Source organism: Butyricicoccus sp. AM32-19 (assembly GCF_003480365.1).
In the GTDB taxonomy this organism is placed as follows: Bacteria; Bacillota; Clostridia; order Oscillospirales; family Butyricicoccaceae; genus Agathobaculum; species Agathobaculum butyriciproducens.
Map to the genome: position 1 here is coordinate 40,726 of NZ_QUIX01000001.1, position 18,877 is coordinate 59,602.

Annotated in this window: 16 protein-coding genes; 8 read left to right on the forward strand and 8 right to left on the reverse strand. The window is 56.3% G+C overall.

Features of this window, described 5'->3' with window-relative positions; all coding sequences use genetic code 11:
• Positions 1-11 precede the first annotated feature (11 nt).
• Positions 12-353, reverse strand: a complete 342-nt coding sequence (locus tag DW806_RS00165; protein WP_118728734.1) for a winged helix-turn-helix transcriptional regulator — start codon at positions 351-353, stop codon at positions 12-14.
• Between the two features lie 174 nt (positions 354-527).
• On the opposite strand from DW806_RS00165, the gene DW806_RS00170 reads away from it, so the two are divergent.
• Both DW806_RS00170 and DW806_RS00175 read left to right on the forward strand, forming a co-directional pair.
• Positions 528-923: a pyridoxamine 5'-phosphate oxidase family protein gene (locus DW806_RS00170; protein WP_118728735.1), complete on the forward strand. Its 396-nt coding sequence runs from the start codon at positions 528-530 to the stop codon at positions 921-923.
• 125 nt (positions 924-1,048) lie between these two features.
• Entirely contained in the window at positions 1,049-2,074 is a 1,026-nt protein-coding gene (locus DW806_RS00175) for a YeiH family protein (RefSeq protein WP_118728736.1), read from the forward strand.
• Between the two features lie 226 nt (positions 2,075-2,300).
• Here DW806_RS00175 and DW806_RS00180 read toward each other — a convergent pair whose 3' ends face one another.
• From DW806_RS00180 to DW806_RS00195, 4 genes are all read right to left on the reverse strand, one after another.
• The gene (locus tag DW806_RS00180; RefSeq protein ID WP_118645790.1) at positions 2,301-3,089 is read right to left on the reverse strand and encodes a TIM barrel protein; all 789 of its coding nucleotides are present in this window, start codon (positions 3,087-3,089) and stop codon (positions 2,301-2,303) included.
• Positions 3,090-3,186: 97 nt separating this feature from the next.
• A complete protein-coding gene (locus DW806_RS00185; RefSeq protein WP_118728737.1) occupies positions 3,187-4,671 on the reverse strand; it encodes a solute:sodium symporter family transporter in 1,485 nt (494 codons plus the stop codon).
• A gap of 113 nt (positions 4,672-4,784) precedes the next feature.
• The gene (gene iolG / locus DW806_RS00190; RefSeq protein ID WP_118360080.1) at positions 4,785-5,795 is read right to left on the reverse strand and encodes an inositol 2-dehydrogenase; all 1,011 of its coding nucleotides are present in this window, start codon (positions 5,793-5,795) and stop codon (positions 4,785-4,787) included.
• 268 nt (positions 5,796-6,063) lie between these two features.
• On the reverse strand, positions 6,064-7,074 hold the full coding sequence (locus DW806_RS00195) for a sugar ABC transporter substrate-binding protein (RefSeq protein ID WP_118728738.1): 1,011 nt from the start codon (positions 7,072-7,074) through the stop codon (positions 6,064-6,066).
• A 525-nt stretch (positions 7,075-7,599) separates the two neighbouring features.
• Between DW806_RS00195 and DW806_RS00200 the strand changes: the two genes are divergently transcribed.
• Positions 7,600-8,646 carry a LacI family DNA-binding transcriptional regulator gene (locus tag DW806_RS00200; protein WP_118477941.1) on the forward strand — a complete coding sequence of 349 codons (1,047 nt, stop codon included), beginning with the start codon at positions 7,600-7,602 and terminating at the stop codon, positions 8,644-8,646.
• Positions 8,647-9,272: 626 nt separating this feature from the next.
• On the opposite strand, the gene DW806_RS00205 is transcribed toward DW806_RS00200, so the two are convergent.
• Both DW806_RS00205 and DW806_RS00210 read right to left on the reverse strand, forming a co-directional pair.
• On the reverse strand, positions 9,273-11,033 hold the full coding sequence (locus DW806_RS00205; protein ID WP_118728739.1) for a [FeFe] hydrogenase, group A: 1,761 nt from the start codon (positions 11,031-11,033) through the stop codon (positions 9,273-9,275).
• Positions 11,027-12,859 carry an NAD(P)-binding protein gene (locus tag DW806_RS00210; protein WP_118728740.1) on the reverse strand — a complete coding sequence of 611 codons (1,833 nt, stop codon included), beginning with the start codon at positions 12,857-12,859 and terminating at the stop codon, positions 11,027-11,029. The genes DW806_RS00205 and DW806_RS00210 overlap by 7 nt, the downstream gene beginning before the upstream one ends.
• Positions 12,860-13,030: 171 nt before the next feature.
• Here DW806_RS00210 and DW806_RS15335 point away from each other — a divergent pair, with 171 nt between their 5' ends.
• The 5 genes from DW806_RS15335 to DW806_RS00230 all read left to right on the forward strand — a co-directional run bounded on the left by DW806_RS15335 (position 13,031) and on the right by DW806_RS00230 (position 15,866).
• Entirely contained in the window at positions 13,031-13,189 is a 159-nt protein-coding gene (locus DW806_RS15335; protein WP_188886293.1) for a hypothetical protein, read from the forward strand.
• Between the two features lie 47 nt (positions 13,190-13,236).
• Entirely contained in the window at positions 13,237-13,425 is a 189-nt protein-coding gene (locus tag DW806_RS00220; protein WP_118728741.1) for a ferredoxin, read from the forward strand.
• 229 nt (positions 13,426-13,654) lie between these two features.
• Positions 13,655-14,674, forward strand: coding sequence for a Gfo/Idh/MocA family oxidoreductase (locus DW806_RS00225; RefSeq protein ID WP_118728742.1), 1,020 nt, complete (start codon positions 13,655-13,657; stop codon positions 14,672-14,674).
• Positions 14,675-14,818: 144 nt separating this feature from the next.
• On the forward strand, positions 14,819-14,995 hold the full coding sequence (locus DW806_RS15065; protein ID WP_158578246.1) for a hypothetical protein: 177 nt from the start codon (positions 14,819-14,821) through the stop codon (positions 14,993-14,995).
• 19 nt (positions 14,996-15,014) lie between these two features.
• The gene (locus tag DW806_RS00230) at positions 15,015-15,866 is read left to right on the forward strand and encodes a helix-turn-helix transcriptional regulator (RefSeq protein ID WP_117491843.1); all 852 of its coding nucleotides are present in this window, start codon (positions 15,015-15,017) and stop codon (positions 15,864-15,866) included.
• A gap of 145 nt (positions 15,867-16,011) precedes the next feature.
• Here the strand turns inward: DW806_RS00230 and DW806_RS00235 are convergent, their stop codons facing one another.
• The gene (locus DW806_RS00235; RefSeq protein WP_118728743.1) at positions 16,012-18,768 is read right to left on the reverse strand and encodes a heavy metal translocating P-type ATPase; all 2,757 of its coding nucleotides are present in this window, start codon (positions 18,766-18,768) and stop codon (positions 16,012-16,014) included.
• Between the last annotated feature and the right edge of the window lie 109 nt (positions 18,769-18,877).

Consider the following 18,877-nt stretch of genomic DNA (forward strand, 5'->3'; position numbering starts at 1 on the left):
AGAAAGCCGGATTAACGGCACTGTGCCTGATAATTTTCTCCCCATTTCCACAGGGCGTCCATCACGGGTTTCAGGCTGTACCCGAGTTCGGTCAGCGTGTATTCCACGCGCGGCGGCACCTCGGCGTAGACCTTGCGCGTCAGCAGACCGCTGGCCTCCATCTGGCGCAGCTGTGCGGTCAGAACCTTTTGCGTGACGTGCCCGATGGACTTTTTCAGTTCGCCGAAACGCATGGTGCCGTTCGTCAGGTCACGCAGGATGAGCACCTTCCATTTATCGCTGATGAGCGTCAGCGTGGTCTCGACAGGGCAGGCGGGCAGTTTTTGTTTTGCAGTCGATTCGGTCAGTTCCATGAGAAAAACCTCCTTGTTAACGCGATTTGCGCCAATAGTATCTTTTGGGTAACTACACCACAATATTGTGCTTACTTTACAGATTGTCACTACGGCTTTATTATAGAATCACCGAAAGGGAAAAGCAATCCCAATATAGAAAAAGAAAATAAAATTTTCATGGAGGTATTTATCATGAGCAAGGTCGTAGAATTTCTGCAGGCGAATCCGGTACAGTATCTGGCAACCGTAGGCCGTGACGGCAAGGCAAAGTGCCGCCCGTTCATGTTTTCGGGTGAGATGGACGGCAAGCTGTGGTTCTGCACGAACAACACTAAGGACGTTTACAAGGATATGCAGGCAAATCCGGAGATCGAAATCTCGGTTTCCAGCCCGGAGTACGCATGGATTCGCCTGCACGGCAAGGCTGTTTTCGAGAACAACATGGCTGCCAAGGAGATGTGCATCGCAAATCCGATCGTCAAGAGCCAGTACGGCGAGGCGACCAACCCGATCTTCGAGGTGTTCTATCTCGAGAATGCACACGGCAGCATCGCTGATTTCTCCGGAAATCCGCCGTATCAGTTCTAAACAGTCCCAATCAGCCTGCAAAGAGCCTGCAGGCTGATTTCTTTTGCCCTCTGCACGAACTGAGTATTGAACTGACTGGCAGAAATAGTGTATACTAATATTCGGTTTAATAAGGGGGTAAAACAATGGATTTTATCAAGAAAAACGGCGCCGGACTGCTGCTATGCCTGTGCATTGCGATTCCGGCGTGGCTGCTGGGACAGGCGGTGCCGGTGGTCGGCGGGCCGGTGTTCTCCATCCTGATCGGCATGGTGCTCACGCTGTTCTGGAAGGACAAGACCAAGGTGCAGCCGGGTATCGGCTTTACCTCGAAAAAGGTGCTGCAGTACGCGGTTATCCTGCTCGGCTTCGGTCTTAACCTGTCCGAGATTGCCAAGGTCGGCGCACAGTCGCTGCCCATCATCGTTTCGACGATCGGTACCTCGCTGATCGTGTCGTTCGTGCTGTGCAAGGCAATGAAGGTGCCGTCCAATATCTCGACGCTGGTCGGTGTCGGCTCGTCCATCTGCGGCGGCTCGGCAATCGCGGCAACCGCTCCGGTCATCGGTGCGGACGATGAGGAGATCGCGCAGGCGATTTCGGTCATTTTTCTGTTCAACGTCATCGCGGCGCTGACCTTCCCGACGCTCGGCGGCATGCTTGGCATGACCGACCACGGTTTCGGCCTGTTTGCGGGCACGGCGGTCAACGATACCTCGTCCGTAACGGCAGCCGCTTCCGCGTGGGACGGCATTCACGGCAGCAATACGCTGGAAATCGCCACCATCGTCAAGCTGACGCGCACGCTGGCGATCATCCCGATCACGCTCGTACTGGCGCTGTGGCGCACCCACAAGGCCAAGACCGAGCAGAGCAGGGGCGGCGAAGCCTTCTCGCTCAAGCGCGCGTTCCCGATGTTTATCCTGTACTTCGTGCTCGCGTCCATCATCACCACGGTGTGCACCACGGTCGGCGTACCGGCAGGCGTGTTTACGCCGCTCAAGACGCTGTCCAAGTTCTTTATCGTCATGGCGATGGCGGCTATCGGCATGAATACCAATATCGTAAAGCTGGTCAAGACCGGCGGCAAGCCGATTTTCATGGGCTTCTGCTGCTGGGTCGCTATTGCGTGCGTCAGCATTGCAATGCAGCATTTGCTGGGGTTCCTCTAAAGCGTAAAAAGCACAAAGGACATTCGTCCTTTGTGCTTTTCTGTTATTGCGGAAAGTTTGATTTATGCATCTGTTCTCTGGTGCAACTCGTGTGCACCGGAAAACGGATGCATGATGCCTGATCGCCTTTCTGGAATCGGAATCCATAAGGGTCTGCACGCATTACAGCACAAAAAATATCCCTGCACCATCGAAACGGTGCAGGGACGTTAGAGAAAGGAGAAGTTTAAGCGTTTTCCATGATGGCCTTAACGGCAGCTGCGGTATCGGTCAGCGGGAACAGCTCATAGCCGACACGGCCGGTGTAGCCGCATTCCTCGAGGTGACGGATAACCTTCTTATAGTTGATCTCACCGGTGCCCGGCTCATGACGGCCCGGAGCATCAGCAACGTGAATGTGGCCGAAGGTGTCGCCGTAGTTGGAGATGGTATCGCAGATGCAGCCCTCGTTGATCTGCATATGGTATACATCATACAGCAGCTTCAGACGCGGAGAGCCGATCAGACGAACGATTTCAGCGCCCATCTGGGTGGTAGCGAGGAAGTTGCCGACGTGGTCGGTGGTGATGTTCAGCGCCTCGAGGTTGAGGTTGATCTCTTCTTTCTCGGCCAGCTCAGCGCAGGCGAGCAGCGTGTCGTACATCGAGCACAGCTTTACGGTGTGGGAAAGGTTATCGTAGTGGTTTACTACAATGCCGCCATCACCCAGTGCGTTGGAGTGGATGGTAACGCTGGCTGCGCCAACCTTCTTAGCCGCCGCGATGGACTCCTTCAGGTAGTCCAGATACTTCTGCTTGTGGGTCGGGTCTACGAGCGAGTAGTCCGCATCGCCGTTGAAGCCGGAAATGGCAATGCCGGCCTTCTCAGCAGCCTCGCGGGTCGCATCCAGATCGCGGATACGCCAGTCCCAGAACTCTACGGCCTCAAAGCCGTCGTTCTTTGCAGCCTGGAAACGGTCGAGCCAGTCCAGCTCGGTGTAAAGGGTATCAATGCAAGCGCATTTTCTCAGTGCCATAATAAATTACCTCCAAATTTTCTTGTTTCGGTTGTCTTACTCTTTTAAATTGATGATACATCAAGCGCAGCGGATAGGCAACGCTGTTTTCCAAAAATTATGCTCCGATGCCGAGCGGAGAGAATGCCAGATAAACCAGCAGCACGCACACGATAACGATCACGCTGACCAGCTTGCTGTACTTCCACGGGGTCAGGTCTACCGCGCCGACATCCTGCTGCACCCAAACCTCAGCGCCCTTGCTCTTGTTGCGGCGGTGCATGAGGTACATGATGAGCATCTCGAGCGGCCACAGGATAGATACGGCGTACAGGTAGTGGATGCTGCCCTCATTGCCGCCGAACAGCGAGTAGCTCGGGGACAGCAGCATGAAGCCGCCGTAGCAGATAATGTGGAACACCATGATGAAGCGCGCGCTGTACTTCGGCAGGCAGTTGAAGAAGAAGCCGCCGAATACGCCGGACAGAACCGGCAGACCGACCAGCATAACGAACGAATCGAGGAAGGTCTTGAGTCCGGCAGGGAAGAAGTAAACCATCGGACCGACGATCACGGAGAAGATGGCGAACACGATGCCGATGTTCTTGCCGACCGAAACCAGCTTGCTCTCGCTTGCGTTCTTGTTGATAAATTCCTTGTAGATATCCATGGTGAACATGGTGTTGACCGAGTTGAGAACCGAGTTGAACGAGGACAGGATCGCGCCGAACATAACAGCGGCGAAGAAGCCCATGACCGGCTGCGGTACAACGCGGGTGATGAGTGCCGGGTAGGCATCATCCATCATGGATACCTGCGTGCCCTCGATGTTGAAGATCGCGTAAGCGATAACGCCCGGCAGCGCGAGAAACATAAAGCCGAGAATCTTGAGGAATGCACAGTAGAGCGCACCCTTCTGTGCTTCCTTGAGGTTTTCGGCAGCCAGCACGCGCTGGATGAACGACTGATGCGTGCACCAGGACTGGAAGCCGAGGAATACCAGACCGAGGAATACGGTCGGCCACGGAACCGCCGGTGCTTCGCTCTGCGCGGGTGCGATGGAGTTGAGCATATCGGCGTGGTTGTGGATCAGGTAGCGCACGCCGTCCATGATGGCAACGCTGCTTTCACTGCCGGAGGCATGACCGAGCACGTTGAGTGCCAGAAACGGGATCATCAGACCGCCGATCAGCAGGCCCACGCCGTTGATGGTGTCCGATACTGCAACAGCCTTCAGACCGCCGAAGATAGCGTAAATCGAGCCGATGATAGTGATAAGGATACACAGGATAACGATGGACTGGAACTTGGTAATGCCAAGGATTCCGGACAGGTTGAAAATGTTTTCAAACACCAGCGAACCAGAGTACAGGATTACCGGAATCTGCACGAACAGGTACAGAATGATGTATGCGATGGAGAACCACAGCTTAGTGGGTCTGTCATAGCGCTCACCGAGCAGCTGCGGGATGGTGGTGATGCCGCTTTTCAGGTAGTGCGGCGCGGCAAACAACGCCAGCAGCGAGCCGGCGATAACGACACCCGGCAGATCGCGGCCTGCCAGAAAGCAGCCGTCGGCGAAGGTTACGCAAGTGAATAACATTTTCTCTGTTCTAACTCCCTCAAATTTGCATAGAAAAACCGTTGGTGCATAGCGCACCAACGGTTTTAGCACATTGCTTAGACTGTGTGCGTGGTGTGAAAATTAAGTTGTGATCAAGCCTCGATCTCGGAGATCTTGACCGGACGGCCCTCATGCAGAGACTTGGTAGCAGCAGCTGCCATCAGTACCGGATACAGACCGTCCTCGCCGGTAACCGGAGTCTCCTTGTCGTTGATAACGGCATCTGCGAATGCCTGCATTTCTGCAACGAATGCGCCGGTGTAGCGGTCCCACATTACCTTGTAGGCTACGCCGTGTACAGCGCCGTCTGCGGTGGACAGAACAGCGGTGTTCGGGGTGTCGTTCTGGTCCTCGGCACAGCCTTCGGAGCCGAATACCTCAACGCGCTGGTCGTAACCGTAAACTGCCTTGCGGCTGTTGTCGATCACGCCGATCGCGCCGTTTGCGAACTTGAGGGTAACGAGCGCGGTATCAACGTCGCCGGCCTCACCGATGCCCGGATCGACCAGAACGGAACCAACTGCATTTACCTCGGTAACTTCGCTGCCTGCGAGGAAGCGGGCCATATCGAAGTCGTGGATCATCATATCGTAGAAGATACCGCCGGAAACCTTAACATAGGATACCGGAGGCGGCTCCGGATCGCGGGAGGAGATCTTGATGATGTTGACCTTGCCGACCTTGCCGTCACGAACCATGTCGTAAACTGCGCGGTGGTTGTGGTCGAAGCGGCGGCAGAAACCGATCTGCAGCTTTACGCCGGCTTCCTTGGCTGCGTTGATGGCAGCGTGAACCTTCTCCAGATCATAATCGATCGGCTTCTCGCAGAAGATGTTCTTGCCTGCGTGAGCAGCCTCGATGATGTACTTGGAATGGGTGTCGGTAGAGGAGCAGATGAGAACTGCCTCGATCTCGGGATCGTTCAGAATGTCATTTGCGTCCTTGGTGGTGTTCGGAATGCCGCAGGACTTGGCAAATGCCTCGGTCTGCTCATTCATAAACGGGTCAGCGATGGTCTTGATCTCCATCTCCGGTACGAACATGGAAATGTTCTTTGCGTGTACCTTACCGATACGACCCGCACCGATAATACCTACTTTCATGGGTGTTCCTCCTTAAATGAACATTTGGAATAAAAAGAGAGGTTTGTATGAAGCGTTGGAGCGCGTTTCCATACATAATTTCCGCCGCAGGCGGTATTAAATCGTGAAGGCGTTGCCTTCACAAAAAAACGCGGAGCATGTATCTGCGTTTTTTTACAAGTAAGAAAATCGGTGTGCCGCTGTGCGACGCGCTGATTTTCGCCCGGGAATCATCCGCGGCAAAGCCGCGGTGTTTCCCATCTCCTTGAAATGCGTGCATTTCAAGGAATTATTTCAGCCAGTTTGCGAAGTTGTCCAGACGAGCCTGTGCGTTGTCCTTGGTGATGATCTCGGTGCCGGTGTCTACGTCGCCGTACTCCTCGCCGTTCAGGATCTTCACGATGGTCTCAACTGCCTTGTAGCCGATGTCGAAGTTGTTCTGTGCAGCGGTCATGGTCAGCTCGCCGTTCAGAACGGCTTCTACTGCGGACTTCTGGCCGTCAAAGCCGAGGAAGATGGTTTTTGCGTAGTTCGGATTGTCCTTTGCGGTACGGGCAGCTGCCAGCGCCATATCGTCGTTGTTGGAGCAGATAATGGCAACGCCTTCCGGATACTTGCTCATGATGCCTTCCATCGCGGTTACAGCGAGGTCAGCGGTTGCGTTAGCGTACTGGGTTTCGTTATCAAGGAACTCGCCGCCGGCTTCGTTTACGCCTTCGCGGTAGCCTTCCATGCGGGCGGTGTTGGTTGCGTCACCCTGAACGCCTGCGATCTCGATGCACTTGATATCGGTCCAGCCAGCTGCCTTTGCAGCTTCAACAGCGGCTTTGCCGCCCTCCTTGGCTGCTTCCTTGTTGCCGGTGCCGACGAATGCGAGGCACTTGTCGGAATCAATGCGGGTATCGTATGCTACGACCGGCTTGTCGGTGTTTGCGATAGCGGTTGCAACAGCCTCGGACTGCAGCGGAGCGATCAGGTAGCCATCGTAGGACTCAACCGCAAGGTCGGTCTGGATGGTGTTGAGCTGCTCCTCGTAGTAGGTCTCAGCCGGAGGACCCTTGATGTCCAGGCTGACCTGATCCGGATGCTCATCCTCATAAGCCTCTGCGCCTGCCTGAACGATGTTCCAGAACTCGGCAGCGTTGGTCTTGAGCACCATGCTGATCTTGTACGGGCCGTCATGGGTGGAGGCGGTGTCGCCGCCGTCGTTTGCTGCAGAAGAATCGGTGCTGCCGCCGCAAGCGGTCAGGCTGAGTGCGAGGGCGCTGGTGAGCAGGGCTGCTAACAGTCTCTTTTTCATAGTGAGTCTCCCTTTCTTTTCTCGTTTTTCTTCTCGTGTCTCTCTTTCAGCACTGTGCGTTTGTGTGCTCTGTGCTGTTTATGTGCTTATTATAGCGAGCGGGTACGGGAATGTCAACAGGCAATTTGCCTGTGTGAAAATCGTTAAAATGGAAATAACGTCAAAATAAATGGATAAAATGCGTGTAAATGCGTATAAACTGAGAAATACAAAACAAATATGTGGAAAGCGAGGGTGGTCACAAGGTTTGGTGTGTGCAATTGTATATGTCGCACAAAGCACACATTCTGTGAAAAACACAGAATATCGCACATGGTTTTGGAAAAATGAAAAAATAGAGCATAAAACACCGGATATATCGGAAAATTCGTACCGAAAATTGTGTGTGCGAATGCACGGAAAGAGGGAAAGCACAGATTGTGTCTTCACAAAGCACAGAAATATGGTATAATAAGCACAGAGAAAAGAAACATCGCAGAGAGATGCAGGATAGTATAAAGAGCAATTGCGAAAAGGTGAAGGATTATGAACAAAAGACCAACCATTCAAACGGTTGCCGAGCTTGCGGGCGTCTCCCGCGGCACGGTAGACCGTGTATTAAATAATCGTTCGTATGTGCGCGCGGATGTGCGTGCGCGCGTGCTGAATGCCATTCAGGAGACTGGTTATCTTTCTCCGAAGGAGGCGCATCGGCAGGCCGCAGAGGCAAAGCTGCCGCTCAAACCTGTGCGTTTGGGTGTGCTTTTGCCAAACTGGAGCGGCCCGTTCCACGAGGACGTCCCGAGAGGCATTCAGGCTGCGCGTTCTGAGCTGGAAAAGCGCGATGTCGAGGTGCGTGTGTGCACTTGTGATACAGATATTCCGCGCGAGACCATCGAGCTGCTGGACGAGCTGGTAAGCTGGGGCGCGCAGGGCATCGCACTGTGTGCATTAAATGATATTTCGATCGAAGCACGCATCGGAGAATTGGCCGAACAGGGCATTCCGTGCATCACGTTCAACTCGGATCTGCCGAACAGCCGCCGTTTGTGCTTTGTGGGTCAAAATTACGCACAAAGCGGCCGTATCGCCGCCGAGCTGCTCAGCAAGTGCGTGCCGAAAAACGCGCGTGTGCTGGCGATGGCGGGCAATCTGGAGTACGACGGCCACCGAACCCGTTTAGACGGCTTCTGCGAGCATCTTAAGAAAAAGGGCTTCTCTTCCTCGCAGATCGAGATTGAGGAGACCTATAACGACTACCGTTTGACCTATAACCGAGTCACGGCGGCGCTGCAGTCGGACAATCCGCCGGCGGCCATCTATATGGCAAACCGCAGCGTTACCGGCTGCGTGGACGCGCTCAAAGCTGCAGGTATGGATCAGCAGGTGCGTGTGATCGCACATGATATGTCGTTGCGCCGCAAGCAAATGCTGCTCGACGGCTCGCTTGATCTGACCATCACACAGGATATGTTCCGGCAGGGCAGCCAGCCGCTGCGCCTGCTCGCAGATCTGCTGCAGAAGAATATTCAGCCGGAAAACAGTAATAAGGGGTCGGAAATTTCCATTATCTGCGCACAGAATATCGAGTAAATAAGCGAAACGGCACAGCGTTGGCTGTGCCGTTTTTCTGTCTCTTTTTGCACCGAATAGATGGGGGACACGAACTGAGTAGGCGTGTTTGTCCCTAATGGGCGGGGAGTTTTTCACTGAATCTCAACGAAAGAGTTGCGCTCTGCGGAGTGCGGGAGAGTGCGGCGCTCGCCGCGGGGACAAAAAGGAAGGGACACCCGCGGTTTCCCTTCCTCTTTGAACTCCTGCCTTTCCCTTGTTAGATAGTCTGGCGAAAATCGGAGAGCGGCGACTGTTGCGAAAAAGGGGAACGGCAGAGGATCTTTTCTGCTGTAGGGGAGCACAGTGTGCTCCCATTTCGTTACCTCTACGCAGTGCCGGATTCCTTGTTGCTACACCGGTGGTTCAATCACCTTGTGCCGCACACTGCGTAGACTAACCCGCCTGTGTAGCAGTAAACTTTCTGAACTGCTTATAGGTAAAAGAAAGGACGGACCTGTCGGTCCGTCCGAAGTATACGAAAAATCCTCTGCCGTTCCCCTTTTTCGGAGCGGTCACCGGTCTCTGATCTGCACCGGATTAAGAAATAAGGGAAATGGGAGATTCACAAGAGGGTAAAAACCGTAGGTTGTTATCCTCTTGTGCCCTCAGCGGGCAGCGTTCATCTGCCATGCGAAATGGTCGCAATGCAGCAGCTCCTCCGCTCTGTGCGAGCACGGCTCATCCAGATACTCGCGGTACAGCGCCTGAACCGCCGGATTTTCATGCGAAAAACGCAGCGGTGCATTCTGATCGAGTCGGAACAGAACCTTGCCGCGGTCGGCGGCCTTTTCGCGGTCGGTGCCGTCCACCGGCTGACCGCCGCCGCCGGCACAGCCGCCCGGGCATGCCATGATCTCCACAAACTCATAGTGTACCTCACGGCGCTGCAGCGAGCGCAGAAGCTGACGCGCGTTGCCCAGTCCGCTCGCTACCGCGCAGCGCACAGTCCGGCCTGCCAGCTCGAACGTCGCTTCGCGCCACGGCAGCGGAGAGATCGTGCCGTCGTCACGTACCTCGCGGAACGCATCCGGCGACGGATTTTCGCCGGTGGTGAGGAAGTACGCCGAACGCAGCGCAGCCTCCATGACGCCGCCGGTCGCGCCGAAAATAACGCCTGCGCCGGTGCCGTCACCCAGCGGAGAATCAAACGCGGATTCCGCGATGTTTTCCACATCGAGGTGCTCGGCACGCGCCATGCGCGCCAGCTCTCGGGTGGTGATGACCAGATCGACATCGCTGCCGTGACCGGCTGAATCCATGCTCGGCAGCTCACGCTCGGCCTTTTTTGCGATGCACGGCATGATGGAGATGCTGTAAATTTTGTCCGCGTCTACGCCGAGATTGTGCGCCAGCCAGGTCTTGCCGACCGCGCCGAACATCTGCTGCGGCGACTTGGCGGTGGACAGGCGGCCGGTCATTTCCGGAAACTGCGACTTCAAAAAGCGCACCCAGCCCGGGCAGCACGAGGTAAACATCGGCTGGTTGTCCAGATCACCCGCCTGCAGGCGCTGGAGCAGCTCGGTGCCTTCCTCCATGATGGTCAGATCGGCGGAAAACGTGGTGTCGAACACATAATCCGCGCCTAATTTGCGCAGAACGGACACCAGCTGACCGACGGTTGCCTTGCCGGTCGGCATGCCGAAGGCTTCGCCCCATGCAGCGCGCACAGCCGGAGCAATCTGCACAATGGTCACGCGGTCCGGATCACCGAGCGCAGCATACGCCTTCTGCGTGTCATCGCGCTCGCGCAGAGCGCCGGTCGGGCAGTGCGTAATGCACTGACCGCACAGCGAGCAGTCCGCCTGCTTGATCACGCGGTTTTCCGAAACATCAATGGTGGTGCGCGCACCAGAGCCGCTGATATCCCAGACGGACAGCGACTGCACCTTGTCGCATACCTGAATGCAGCGCATGCACTTGATGCACTTATTTACATCGCGGTAGAGCGGGAACGTGGTCGTCCAGTCTGCCTTTTTGCCGCGTGCGAGGTCGGTGGGGTAGGAAACACCCAGAATGCCCATATCGTTTGCAATCTTCTGCAGCTGGCAGGTGCCCGAGCGGATACAGGTCGCGCACTTGTTGTCGTGCTGCGAGAGGATAAGCTCCATATTGACACGGCGCGCCTCGAGTGCACGCGGAGAATTGGTGCGGATGACCATGCCTTCACGCACGACGTTGTTGCACGAGGGAACCAGCTTGCCCTCGCCCTCTACCTCGACACAGCAGACGCGGCAGGCGGAGATTTCGTTCAGCTCTTTTAAGTAGCACAGGCTGGGGATTTCGATATCGACAGAGGCGGCGGCATCCAGAATGGTGGTGCCTTCCGGTACAGTCACCGGGATAGAATTGATCGTCAGATTTACCATTTAGAAGAACGCCCTCCCTTGAAAATACCGTAGCCGAAGTGATCACAGCGCAGGCAGCGGGAGGTCTCCTGATGAACCTCCTGCTCGGTCATGCCGCACTTTACCAGATCAAAGTTGCCGACGCACTCCTCGGCGGGTCTGCTGCGCAGCTCGATGCGGCCACAGGCCGGCATATTGGTCAGATGCGGTGCCGGAATCTCAACATCGCTCTTGATAACGTGACGGAAGCCGAGGTGCGCGTCAATGTTGGCTGCAGCCACCTTGCCGGCGGCTACCGCGCGGATAACGGTCGCCGGACCGGTAACGGCATCGCCGCCCGCGAATACATGCGGGGTGTTCGGCACAAATGCGTCGGATTCAGCCTGAATCTTGCCGCGTACGACCGGAGCGATCTGCTCGAACGGCTTTGCGTCGATGGACTGGCCGATGGCTACGATAACGACATCGCACGGCGTGCGGAGCAGCGGCTGATCGGCATCGTAGGGACGCGGACGACCGTCCTTGCCGTAGGAGCCGATGACCTGCGGACGTGTCCACAGAGCGGTAACGCGGCCCGTTTCATCGGTTTCGATGTGATCAGGTGCCTGCAGCGAGAGAATCTGGCAGCCTTCGCTCTGTGCTTCCTCGATCTCCTCAGCGAGCGCGGTCATATCGGTCACACGTCGGCGGTAGACGCACGTTACTGCGGAGGCACCGAGACGGATAGCGGTTCGGGTTGCATCCATCGACACGTTGCCGCCGCCGATGACGCAGACGCGCTTGCCCTTGAAGTCCGGCACGCGGCCCTCGCCGATGTCGCGGAGCAGCTGCACCGCGGAGTGTACGCCGACTGCGTCCTCGCCGGGAATGCCGATCTTCTTGTCGTTATGCGCACCGATGGAGATGTAAACCGCGTCGTACTGGTTCTCAATCTCAGCGAACGAAATATCGCGGCCGATGGAAACGCCGGTGTGCACCTCAATGCCGGTGGACAGGATGAAGTCGATATCCGCATCCAGCTTGTCCTGCGGCAGACGATAATCCGGAATGCCGTAGCGCAGCATGCCGCCGAGCTTGGGACGCTGGTCATAGACTACGACCTGATGACCCATCAGCGACAGGAAATACGCCGCTGACAGACCACCCGGTCCGCCGCCGATGATGCCGATGCGCTTGCCGGTCGAGGGTGCGGAATCCGGCGGCGTGGTGTTGTCTGCGTGGTCGCACGCGAAACGCTTGATGCCGCAGATGTTGACCGCATCGTCCACCATACTGCGGCGGCAGTGTGCCTCGCACGGGTGCTCGCAGACATAGCCGCATACGGTCGGGAAGGGGTTGTCCTTGCGGATCAGGCGCACAGCGTCGTTGTAGCGGCCGGCACGCACGAGTGCAATGTAGCCCGGAATATCCACACCGGCAGGGCACAGTGCTACACACGGTACCGGATGATCCCAGCCGAACAGACAGCGGCCGCTCTCCACATGGGAGAGGTAGTCATCGCGGAAGCCCTGCACGCCCTGCAGAACCATGCGGGCAGCCTCATAGCCGATGGCGCAGTCCGCCGTATCCTGAATGACACGGGCGGTTTTCTCGATCAGGTCAATGGTCTCCGGTGTTGCGGTGGAGTCCAGCACCTGCTCGAGCAGAGTGGTCAGCTGTCCCAGACCGATGCGGCACGGAACACATTTGCCGCAGGTCTGTGCATGGCACAGACGCAGGAACGACAGCGACATATCCACCGGACACAGACCCGGAGGACTGGCGCTGATGCGCCGCTCGATATCGCGGTACAAGCCGGCAATGACGGTCTCAGCCTTGCCCGGCGTTTCAATGGATAAACGACTCAAAAAAGTCCCCTCCCTTTCTTGTAAAAACATATAAAAAATAATAGAACTTTTTGGCGGATAAGTCAATTGCAACTCAGTGATTTTGGAGAAAATACCAATAAAAAGCTGCTTGCAGTGGCAGCTGGAGGACGGATATGCTATACTGCCAGAAAAGAGAAGGAGAGCAAAGCTGTGCGTATCATCAATTTCGGTTCGCTGAATATAGATAAGGTATATCAGGTGGAGCAGTTTATCCGGCCGGGACAGACCATCACCGCGAAGGACTGCACCGTAGCTGCGGGCGGCTTCGGCGGCATCCGCCATCGCTGTTTCGCGCGCAGGAACGCATAAATCATCGGAAACGGGGCAAACTGAATCTCCGAAAGGAGTGTATCGGTATGCACGTTACAATCGAACGAGGCGGCTGTATTTCCTGCGGCCTGTGTGAAGGAACCTGTCCTTCCGTGTTCCGCATGGCGGAAGACGGCCTTGCCGAAGTCCATCATCAGCCGGAAACCGCAGAGGAGCAGGCGGGCGCGCAGGAGGCTGCAGGCGGCTGTCCGGTGGCCGTCATTCATGTCAGCTGAACAACGTAAGCGTAAAGGCAGACCGTCGGGTCTGCCTTTTTACATCGACCGCAAGAATTTGAAAGTTTGCCCGGGAGTCCCGCTCATATCCCGCAAATAGGGGCGTTCTTTTCGCAAGAATGCTCTGTTTTTTCAGCTCCCGAAACGCTACAATAAAATCATCAAATGGAGAGCGGCAAAACCGCCGCGTAAGAGTGAGAGAGTTACATATAAAAGGAGAGAATATACCATGAAAACTGTTAAGGTTGGTTCGGTAGGTCTGGGTCGTCTGGGTTATGAGCACGCAAAGAACCTTGCAACGCAGGTTCCGGGCTGTGGGCTGGCAGCCATCTGCGACGTAGATGCGAACCGCGTAAAGGAAGTTGCGGCAGAGCTCGGCGTGCCGAATACTTACACCGATTTTGAAGAAATGTGCAAGAATCCGGAGCTGGACGCGATCGTTATCGTTTCCCCGTCCTTCCTGCACTGCCAGCAGATTGAAATTGCCATGAACCACGGCAAGCATGTGTTCTGCGAGAAGCCGCTCGGCACGGATGTTGCACAGTGCAAGGCTGCCGAGAAGGTCATCGAGGCACATCCCGACCTGATCTTCCAGCTTGGCTTCATGCGCCGCTTTGACAAGTCCTACGCCGAGGCAAAGCGCAAGATCGACAACGGCGATATCGGCAAGGTAGTTCTGGTTCGTTCCTACACGCAGGACCCGCGCTCCACTATCGAGTCCACCCTCAAGTTTGCACCGCACTCCGGCGGTCAGTACCTCGATATGTGCGTGCATGATATCGACCTCATCCGCTGGTTCACCGGCTCGGATGTCAAGAATGTATGGGCAATCGGCGGCGTATTCGAGTTCGACCTGTACAAGGAGCTGAACGATGCGGACAACGCAGCTGCTACCATCCAGATGGAGAACGGCGCAATGGGCTTTATGTTCACTAACCGCACCCATGCCGCAGGCTGCAATGTCGAGACCGAGATTATCGGCACCCACGGCACGCTGCGCATTGCAAACGTCGGCGCAAAGAACCTGCTGAATATCGTGGATGAGCACGGCTCCCGCGAGGAGTATTATCCGGACTTCATGAGCCGTTGGCACGAGGCTTTCGTAGCCGAGATGGTTGCCTTCACCGGCCATGTCCGCGACAACACCAAGCCGACTGACCTCACCGTTTATGACGGCACCGCCGTTTCCGAGGCTGCTTACCGCTGCAAGGAGTCCTTTGAGACCGGCAAGATGCTGCCGATTCGATAAAATCAGCATAGAGAAAGCCTGTCACCATAGGTGGCAGGCTTTCTGTTATCCGCAGCCCTGCCGGGCTGCAGCGGGTGAAGCGCTGCATTGAGTTTTCGTCACAGGAGCGCTATAATGAATTTATCTTAGTATGCAGGTGATTCTATGTACCGCGATCTGACAAAAGGCAGTATCGCCAAAGGTTTGATCTGGTTTGCGCTGGCGGGGCCGGTCGGTGAGGTCGGTATCCGGATTGTTATCCCGATCGGCTGGTTTCTCGCGGATTTTGTGGGCTGCGGATACTATCTCCGCCGCAGAAGGGCGCTTTTGCCGCAGAATTGAGGAAAAAAGGAGCGTTTTTATGATTCAATGCTTTGTGAAAAAGGAATATGAAGCGCCATTCGGCCTGACGCAGATGCCGCGTCTGTTTTCGGTCAGCCGCACAGATGAAAAGGCATCGGCGCATCCGCGCGTTATGCACGCGCATGACGATTTAGTGGAAATCGTGCTCGTGCGAGGCGGCGAGAGCCGCTATTTTGTCGGCGGCACGCCGTATGAGGCACGCCGCGGCGATCTGTTCATCTTCAACAGCCGCGTCGTGCACGATGAGCCGTCCGGACCGGATCGTCCGGTAGCAACCTCAAGTCTGGCGCTTGGCGGACTGGCTGTGCCCGGACTGCGCGAAAATACGCTGATCGCGGAGGATTCGTGTCCGGTGTGCCGCCTGACCGAGCCGCAGACCGTGCGGCTGGAGCATCTGTACGACGTGCTTTACGATGAGCTGACCGAGGGCAACGACGACGGTGCGCATCATCTTCTACTTGCGATCCTGACGCTCGTGCAGCAGTTCCGCGCGACCGCAGCCGAGGGCAGTACGCACAGCGGCAACGCTTTTGCACAGCGCATCAAGGACTACATCGACAAGCATTTTGCGGACGAATTTTCTCTGCAGCAGATGGCGGATGCGCTGCACGTCAGTCCGTACTATCTGGCGCATATCTGCAAGGAAGTGACCGGATATTCGCCGCTGCAGTATGTTCTGCGCCGCAGGATTGGCGAAGCGCAGACGCTGCTTATCACAACTGATTTGCCGGTAACACGGATTGCATCGCAGGTGGGGTATGACAACCCGAGCCATTTCAATGCGCAGTTTTCCAAGGCGGTGGGTATGGCGCCGAGGACTTTCAGAAAAGAGTATGTTTTCCACAAATGAGTTTGCTTGCCGGGTGTAAACGGTGGTTTGCCGTTCGCCTCTCGGGCGAAAACCCTGCGTATCAGCACAGACGATATGGTATACAAAAGACTCCCGTTCCAATCGGACGGGAGTCTTTCTATATAAAATGTGCAAAGAGTATGCATTATTCGGTCTTCATATACAGCATGCGGATCGAATTGAGCACGCACAACATAGCCACGCCGGTATCAGCGAATACGGCCAGCCACATGGATGCGATGCCGAACAGGCCGAGGAGCATAATAAGAATCTTGATCGCAAGTGCAAACACGATGTTCTCCTTGGAGACGATATTCGCCTTGCGGGCGATCTTGATCGAGATCGGGATGGAAGTCAGGTCGGCCTTCATGAACACCACATCTGCGGCCTCGATTGCCGCGTCTGCGCCGCTGCCCATTGCCGCGCCGACGTCTGCACCGGCGAGTACGGGGGCATCGTTGATGCCGTCACCGACGAACATAACCGCACCGCACTTCTCGCGGATATCGGTCAGCGCCGACAGCTTATCCTGCGGGAGTAGGCGGGCACGCACTTCGTCGATACCGACTTCCTGTGCGACTGCATCCGCGCTGGCCTGACCGTCACCGGTCAGCATGGCGGTGGTGAGTCCCTGAGCCTTCATGCGGCTGATTGCGGATTTGGCATCTGCCTTAATGGTATCGGCAATGTCAACATGACCGAGGAAGTGACCGTCCATCGCCAGCAGCACTTCCGTGCTGCCCGGGGTGCCGTGGTAGCCGGAAAGGTCGATGTTATTGCGCTCCATCAGCTTTACGTTGCCGCAGAGTATGGTTTTGCCTTCCAACTCGGCGGAAATGCCTTCGCCGGCCTGCTCGCGGATGTTCTCAACCGTTGCACCAACGGCAACAAGAGAAAAGTCGCCGGCCTTTGCCGCGGACGTTTTGCGCTCCTCGTAGGAGTTGATGATGGACTTGGCGATCGGGTGGGTGGAAGCGCCCTCGCAGGCGGCAGCCAGCCACAGAAGCTCATTCTCATCGAGCGGAACGCCCTGCGCCGGAACGACCTTCTGTACTACAAAGTTGCCCTTGGTGATGGTGCCGGTCTTATCCATAACAATGGTTTTAACGTTATTCAGTGCTTCCAGAGAAGCGCCGCCCTTGAACAGGATACCGCGTCTGGAGCCTGCGCCGATGCCGGAGAAGTAGGTCAGCGGTACGCTGAGCACCAGTGCGCACGGACAGGAGATTACAAGGAAGGTCATCGCGGTGTAGACCCACTTGTGCCACTCGCCGGTAACAAGGCTCGGGATAATGGCGGTCAGCAGGGCAATCGCAACAACAGCCGGGGTGTAAACGCGGGAGAAACGGGTGATAAAGCGGTCGATCTTCGGCTTGCGGGCCGCTGCGTTCTCCACGCTGTCGAGAATGCGCTGTACCATGCTCTCAGCGAGAATGTGGGTGACGCGCAGCTTGATTGCGCCGTCGGTGTTGACACAGCCGGAGGTTGCCTTGTCGCCGGCAGCGACACGAACCGGAACCGGCTCACCGGTGACAGCCGAGGTATCCAGACGGCTTTCGCCTTCGACAACCTCGCCGTCCAGCGGAACGCGGTCGCCCGGGCGCACCAGAACAATGTCGCCCTCCTGTGCGTCCTCGGCCGGAATAACCTCGATTTCGCCGTTGTCCTTGACCAGATTTACCGTCTCGGGACGCAGGTCGATCGCATCCATGATCTGCTTGCGCGAACGGTCAACCGCACGATCCTCAAAGTATTCGCCGACACGGTAGAACAGCATAACGCCGACTGCCTCGTCGAACGAGCCGACCGCCCATGCACCGATGGTTGCAACGGCCATCAGGAAGTTTTCGTCAAATACCTGACCGCGGCCGATGTTCTTGACAGCCGTCAGCAGGACATGGCGGCCGAGCAGCAGGTAAGCCGCGATGAGCAGCACTAGCTTGACAGCCATGGCCGGAATGAGCAGACCGGCAACGAACAGCGCTGCACCGATGAGCATTTCGGCAAGCGGATGGCTGCTGCTCTCTTCCTTTTCCTCCTCGGGAGCGATTACCTTGACGTCACTCTCGATATTTGAGCAGATTTTGCGGATTTCGGGGAGCAGTGCATCAGGATTGTCACCCTTGACGCGCAGCTGCTTGGTCTCATAAACCAGTACGCAGTCATCGATACCGTCGAGCTGGCTGATCTGGTGCTGCATTTTCGCGGCACAGTGCGCACAGCCGAGGTTTTCGAGCGTGTAAACGCGCTGACCGTCCTTGCCGTAGTGCTTGGGCTTGGGTGCGATGACCTTGGCTTCACTCTCAATGCCGGAGCAGATTTTGCGGATTTCAGGCAAGAGCGCATCCGGATTTTCGCCGGTTACGCGCAGCTGCTTGGTCTCAAATACGAGAACGCAGTCCTCCACGCCCTCGAGTTCGCTGATGCGCTGCTCCATTTTTGCCGCGCAGTGTGCGCAGCCGACATTCTGCAGCGTGTACACGCGCTTGACGCTGTGCGCGCCGGCGGCGTGCTCGTGATGGTGATGCTCGTGCTCCTCGTCCTCATCGTGGTGGTGATGGTGTCCGCAGCCGCAGCCGCAGTCATCGTCATCGTGGTGATGATGGTGATGCTCGTGCTCCTCATCCTCATCGTGGTGGTGATGGTGTCCGCAGCCGCAGTCATCGTCATGATGATGGTGGTGCTCGTGCTCCTCGCCCTCATCGTGGTGATGATGGTGTCCGCAGCCGCAGTCGCAGTCATCGTCATGATGATGGTGGTGCTCGTGCTCCTCATCCTCATCGTGGTGGTGATGGTGACCGCAGCCGCAGCCGCAGTCATCATCGTGCTCGTGATGGTGATGTTCGTGCTCATGCACTTCTTCATTTAATAAGGTATCCTCATGCTTGTGTTCGTCTGCCATTTCGGATCGCCTCCTGTCGGTGATAGTCAATAATATATGAACGATTGCTCATATGTTCATGTATTCATATTATAACTGGAGAAAGGGAAAGTCAATAGCGGTATACGAA

Bases quoted from the DNA above. Each gene is read 5' to 3' on its own strand.
- DW806_RS00235 (WP_118728743.1), bottom strand. From the start codon at position 18,768: ATGGCAGACGAACACAAGCATGAGGATACCTTATTAAATGAAGAAGTG.
- DW806_RS00230 (WP_117491843.1), top strand. From the start codon at position 15,015: ATGATTCAATGCTTTGTGAAAAAGGAATATGAAGCGCCATTCGGCCTG.
- DW806_RS00220 (WP_118728741.1), top strand. From the start codon at position 13,237: ATGCACGTTACAATCGAACGAGGCGGCTGTATTTCCTGCGGCCTGTGT.
- DW806_RS00170 (WP_118728735.1), top strand. From the start codon at position 528: ATGAGCAAGGTCGTAGAATTTCTGCAGGCGAATCCGGTACAGTATCTG.
- DW806_RS00200 (WP_118477941.1), top strand. From the start codon at position 7,600: ATGAACAAAAGACCAACCATTCAAACGGTTGCCGAGCTTGCGGGCGTC.
- iolG (WP_118360080.1), bottom strand. From the start codon at position 5,795: ATGAAAGTAGGTATTATCGGTGCGGGTCGTATCGGTAAGGTACACGCA.
- DW806_RS15065 (WP_158578246.1), top strand. From the start codon at position 14,819: ATGTACCGCGATCTGACAAAAGGCAGTATCGCCAAAGGTTTGATCTGG.
- DW806_RS00195 (WP_118728738.1), bottom strand. From the start codon at position 7,074: ATGAAAAAGAGACTGTTAGCAGCCCTGCTCACCAGCGCCCTCGCACTC.
- DW806_RS00185 (WP_118728737.1), bottom strand. From the start codon at position 4,671: ATGTTATTCACTTGCGTAACCTTCGCCGACGGCTGCTTTCTGGCAGGC.
- DW806_RS00205 (WP_118728739.1), bottom strand. From the start codon at position 11,033: ATGGTAAATCTGACGATCAATTCTATCCCGGTGACTGTACCGGAAGGC.
- DW806_RS00175 (WP_118728736.1), top strand. From the start codon at position 1,049: ATGGATTTTATCAAGAAAAACGGCGCCGGACTGCTGCTATGCCTGTGC.
- DW806_RS00180 (WP_118645790.1), bottom strand. From the start codon at position 3,089: ATGGCACTGAGAAAATGCGCTTGCATTGATACCCTTTACACCGAGCTG.
- DW806_RS00225 (WP_118728742.1), top strand. From the start codon at position 13,655: ATGAAAACTGTTAAGGTTGGTTCGGTAGGTCTGGGTCGTCTGGGTTAT.
- DW806_RS00165 (WP_118728734.1), bottom strand. From the start codon at position 353: ATGGAACTGACCGAATCGACTGCAAAACAAAAACTGCCCGCCTGCCCT.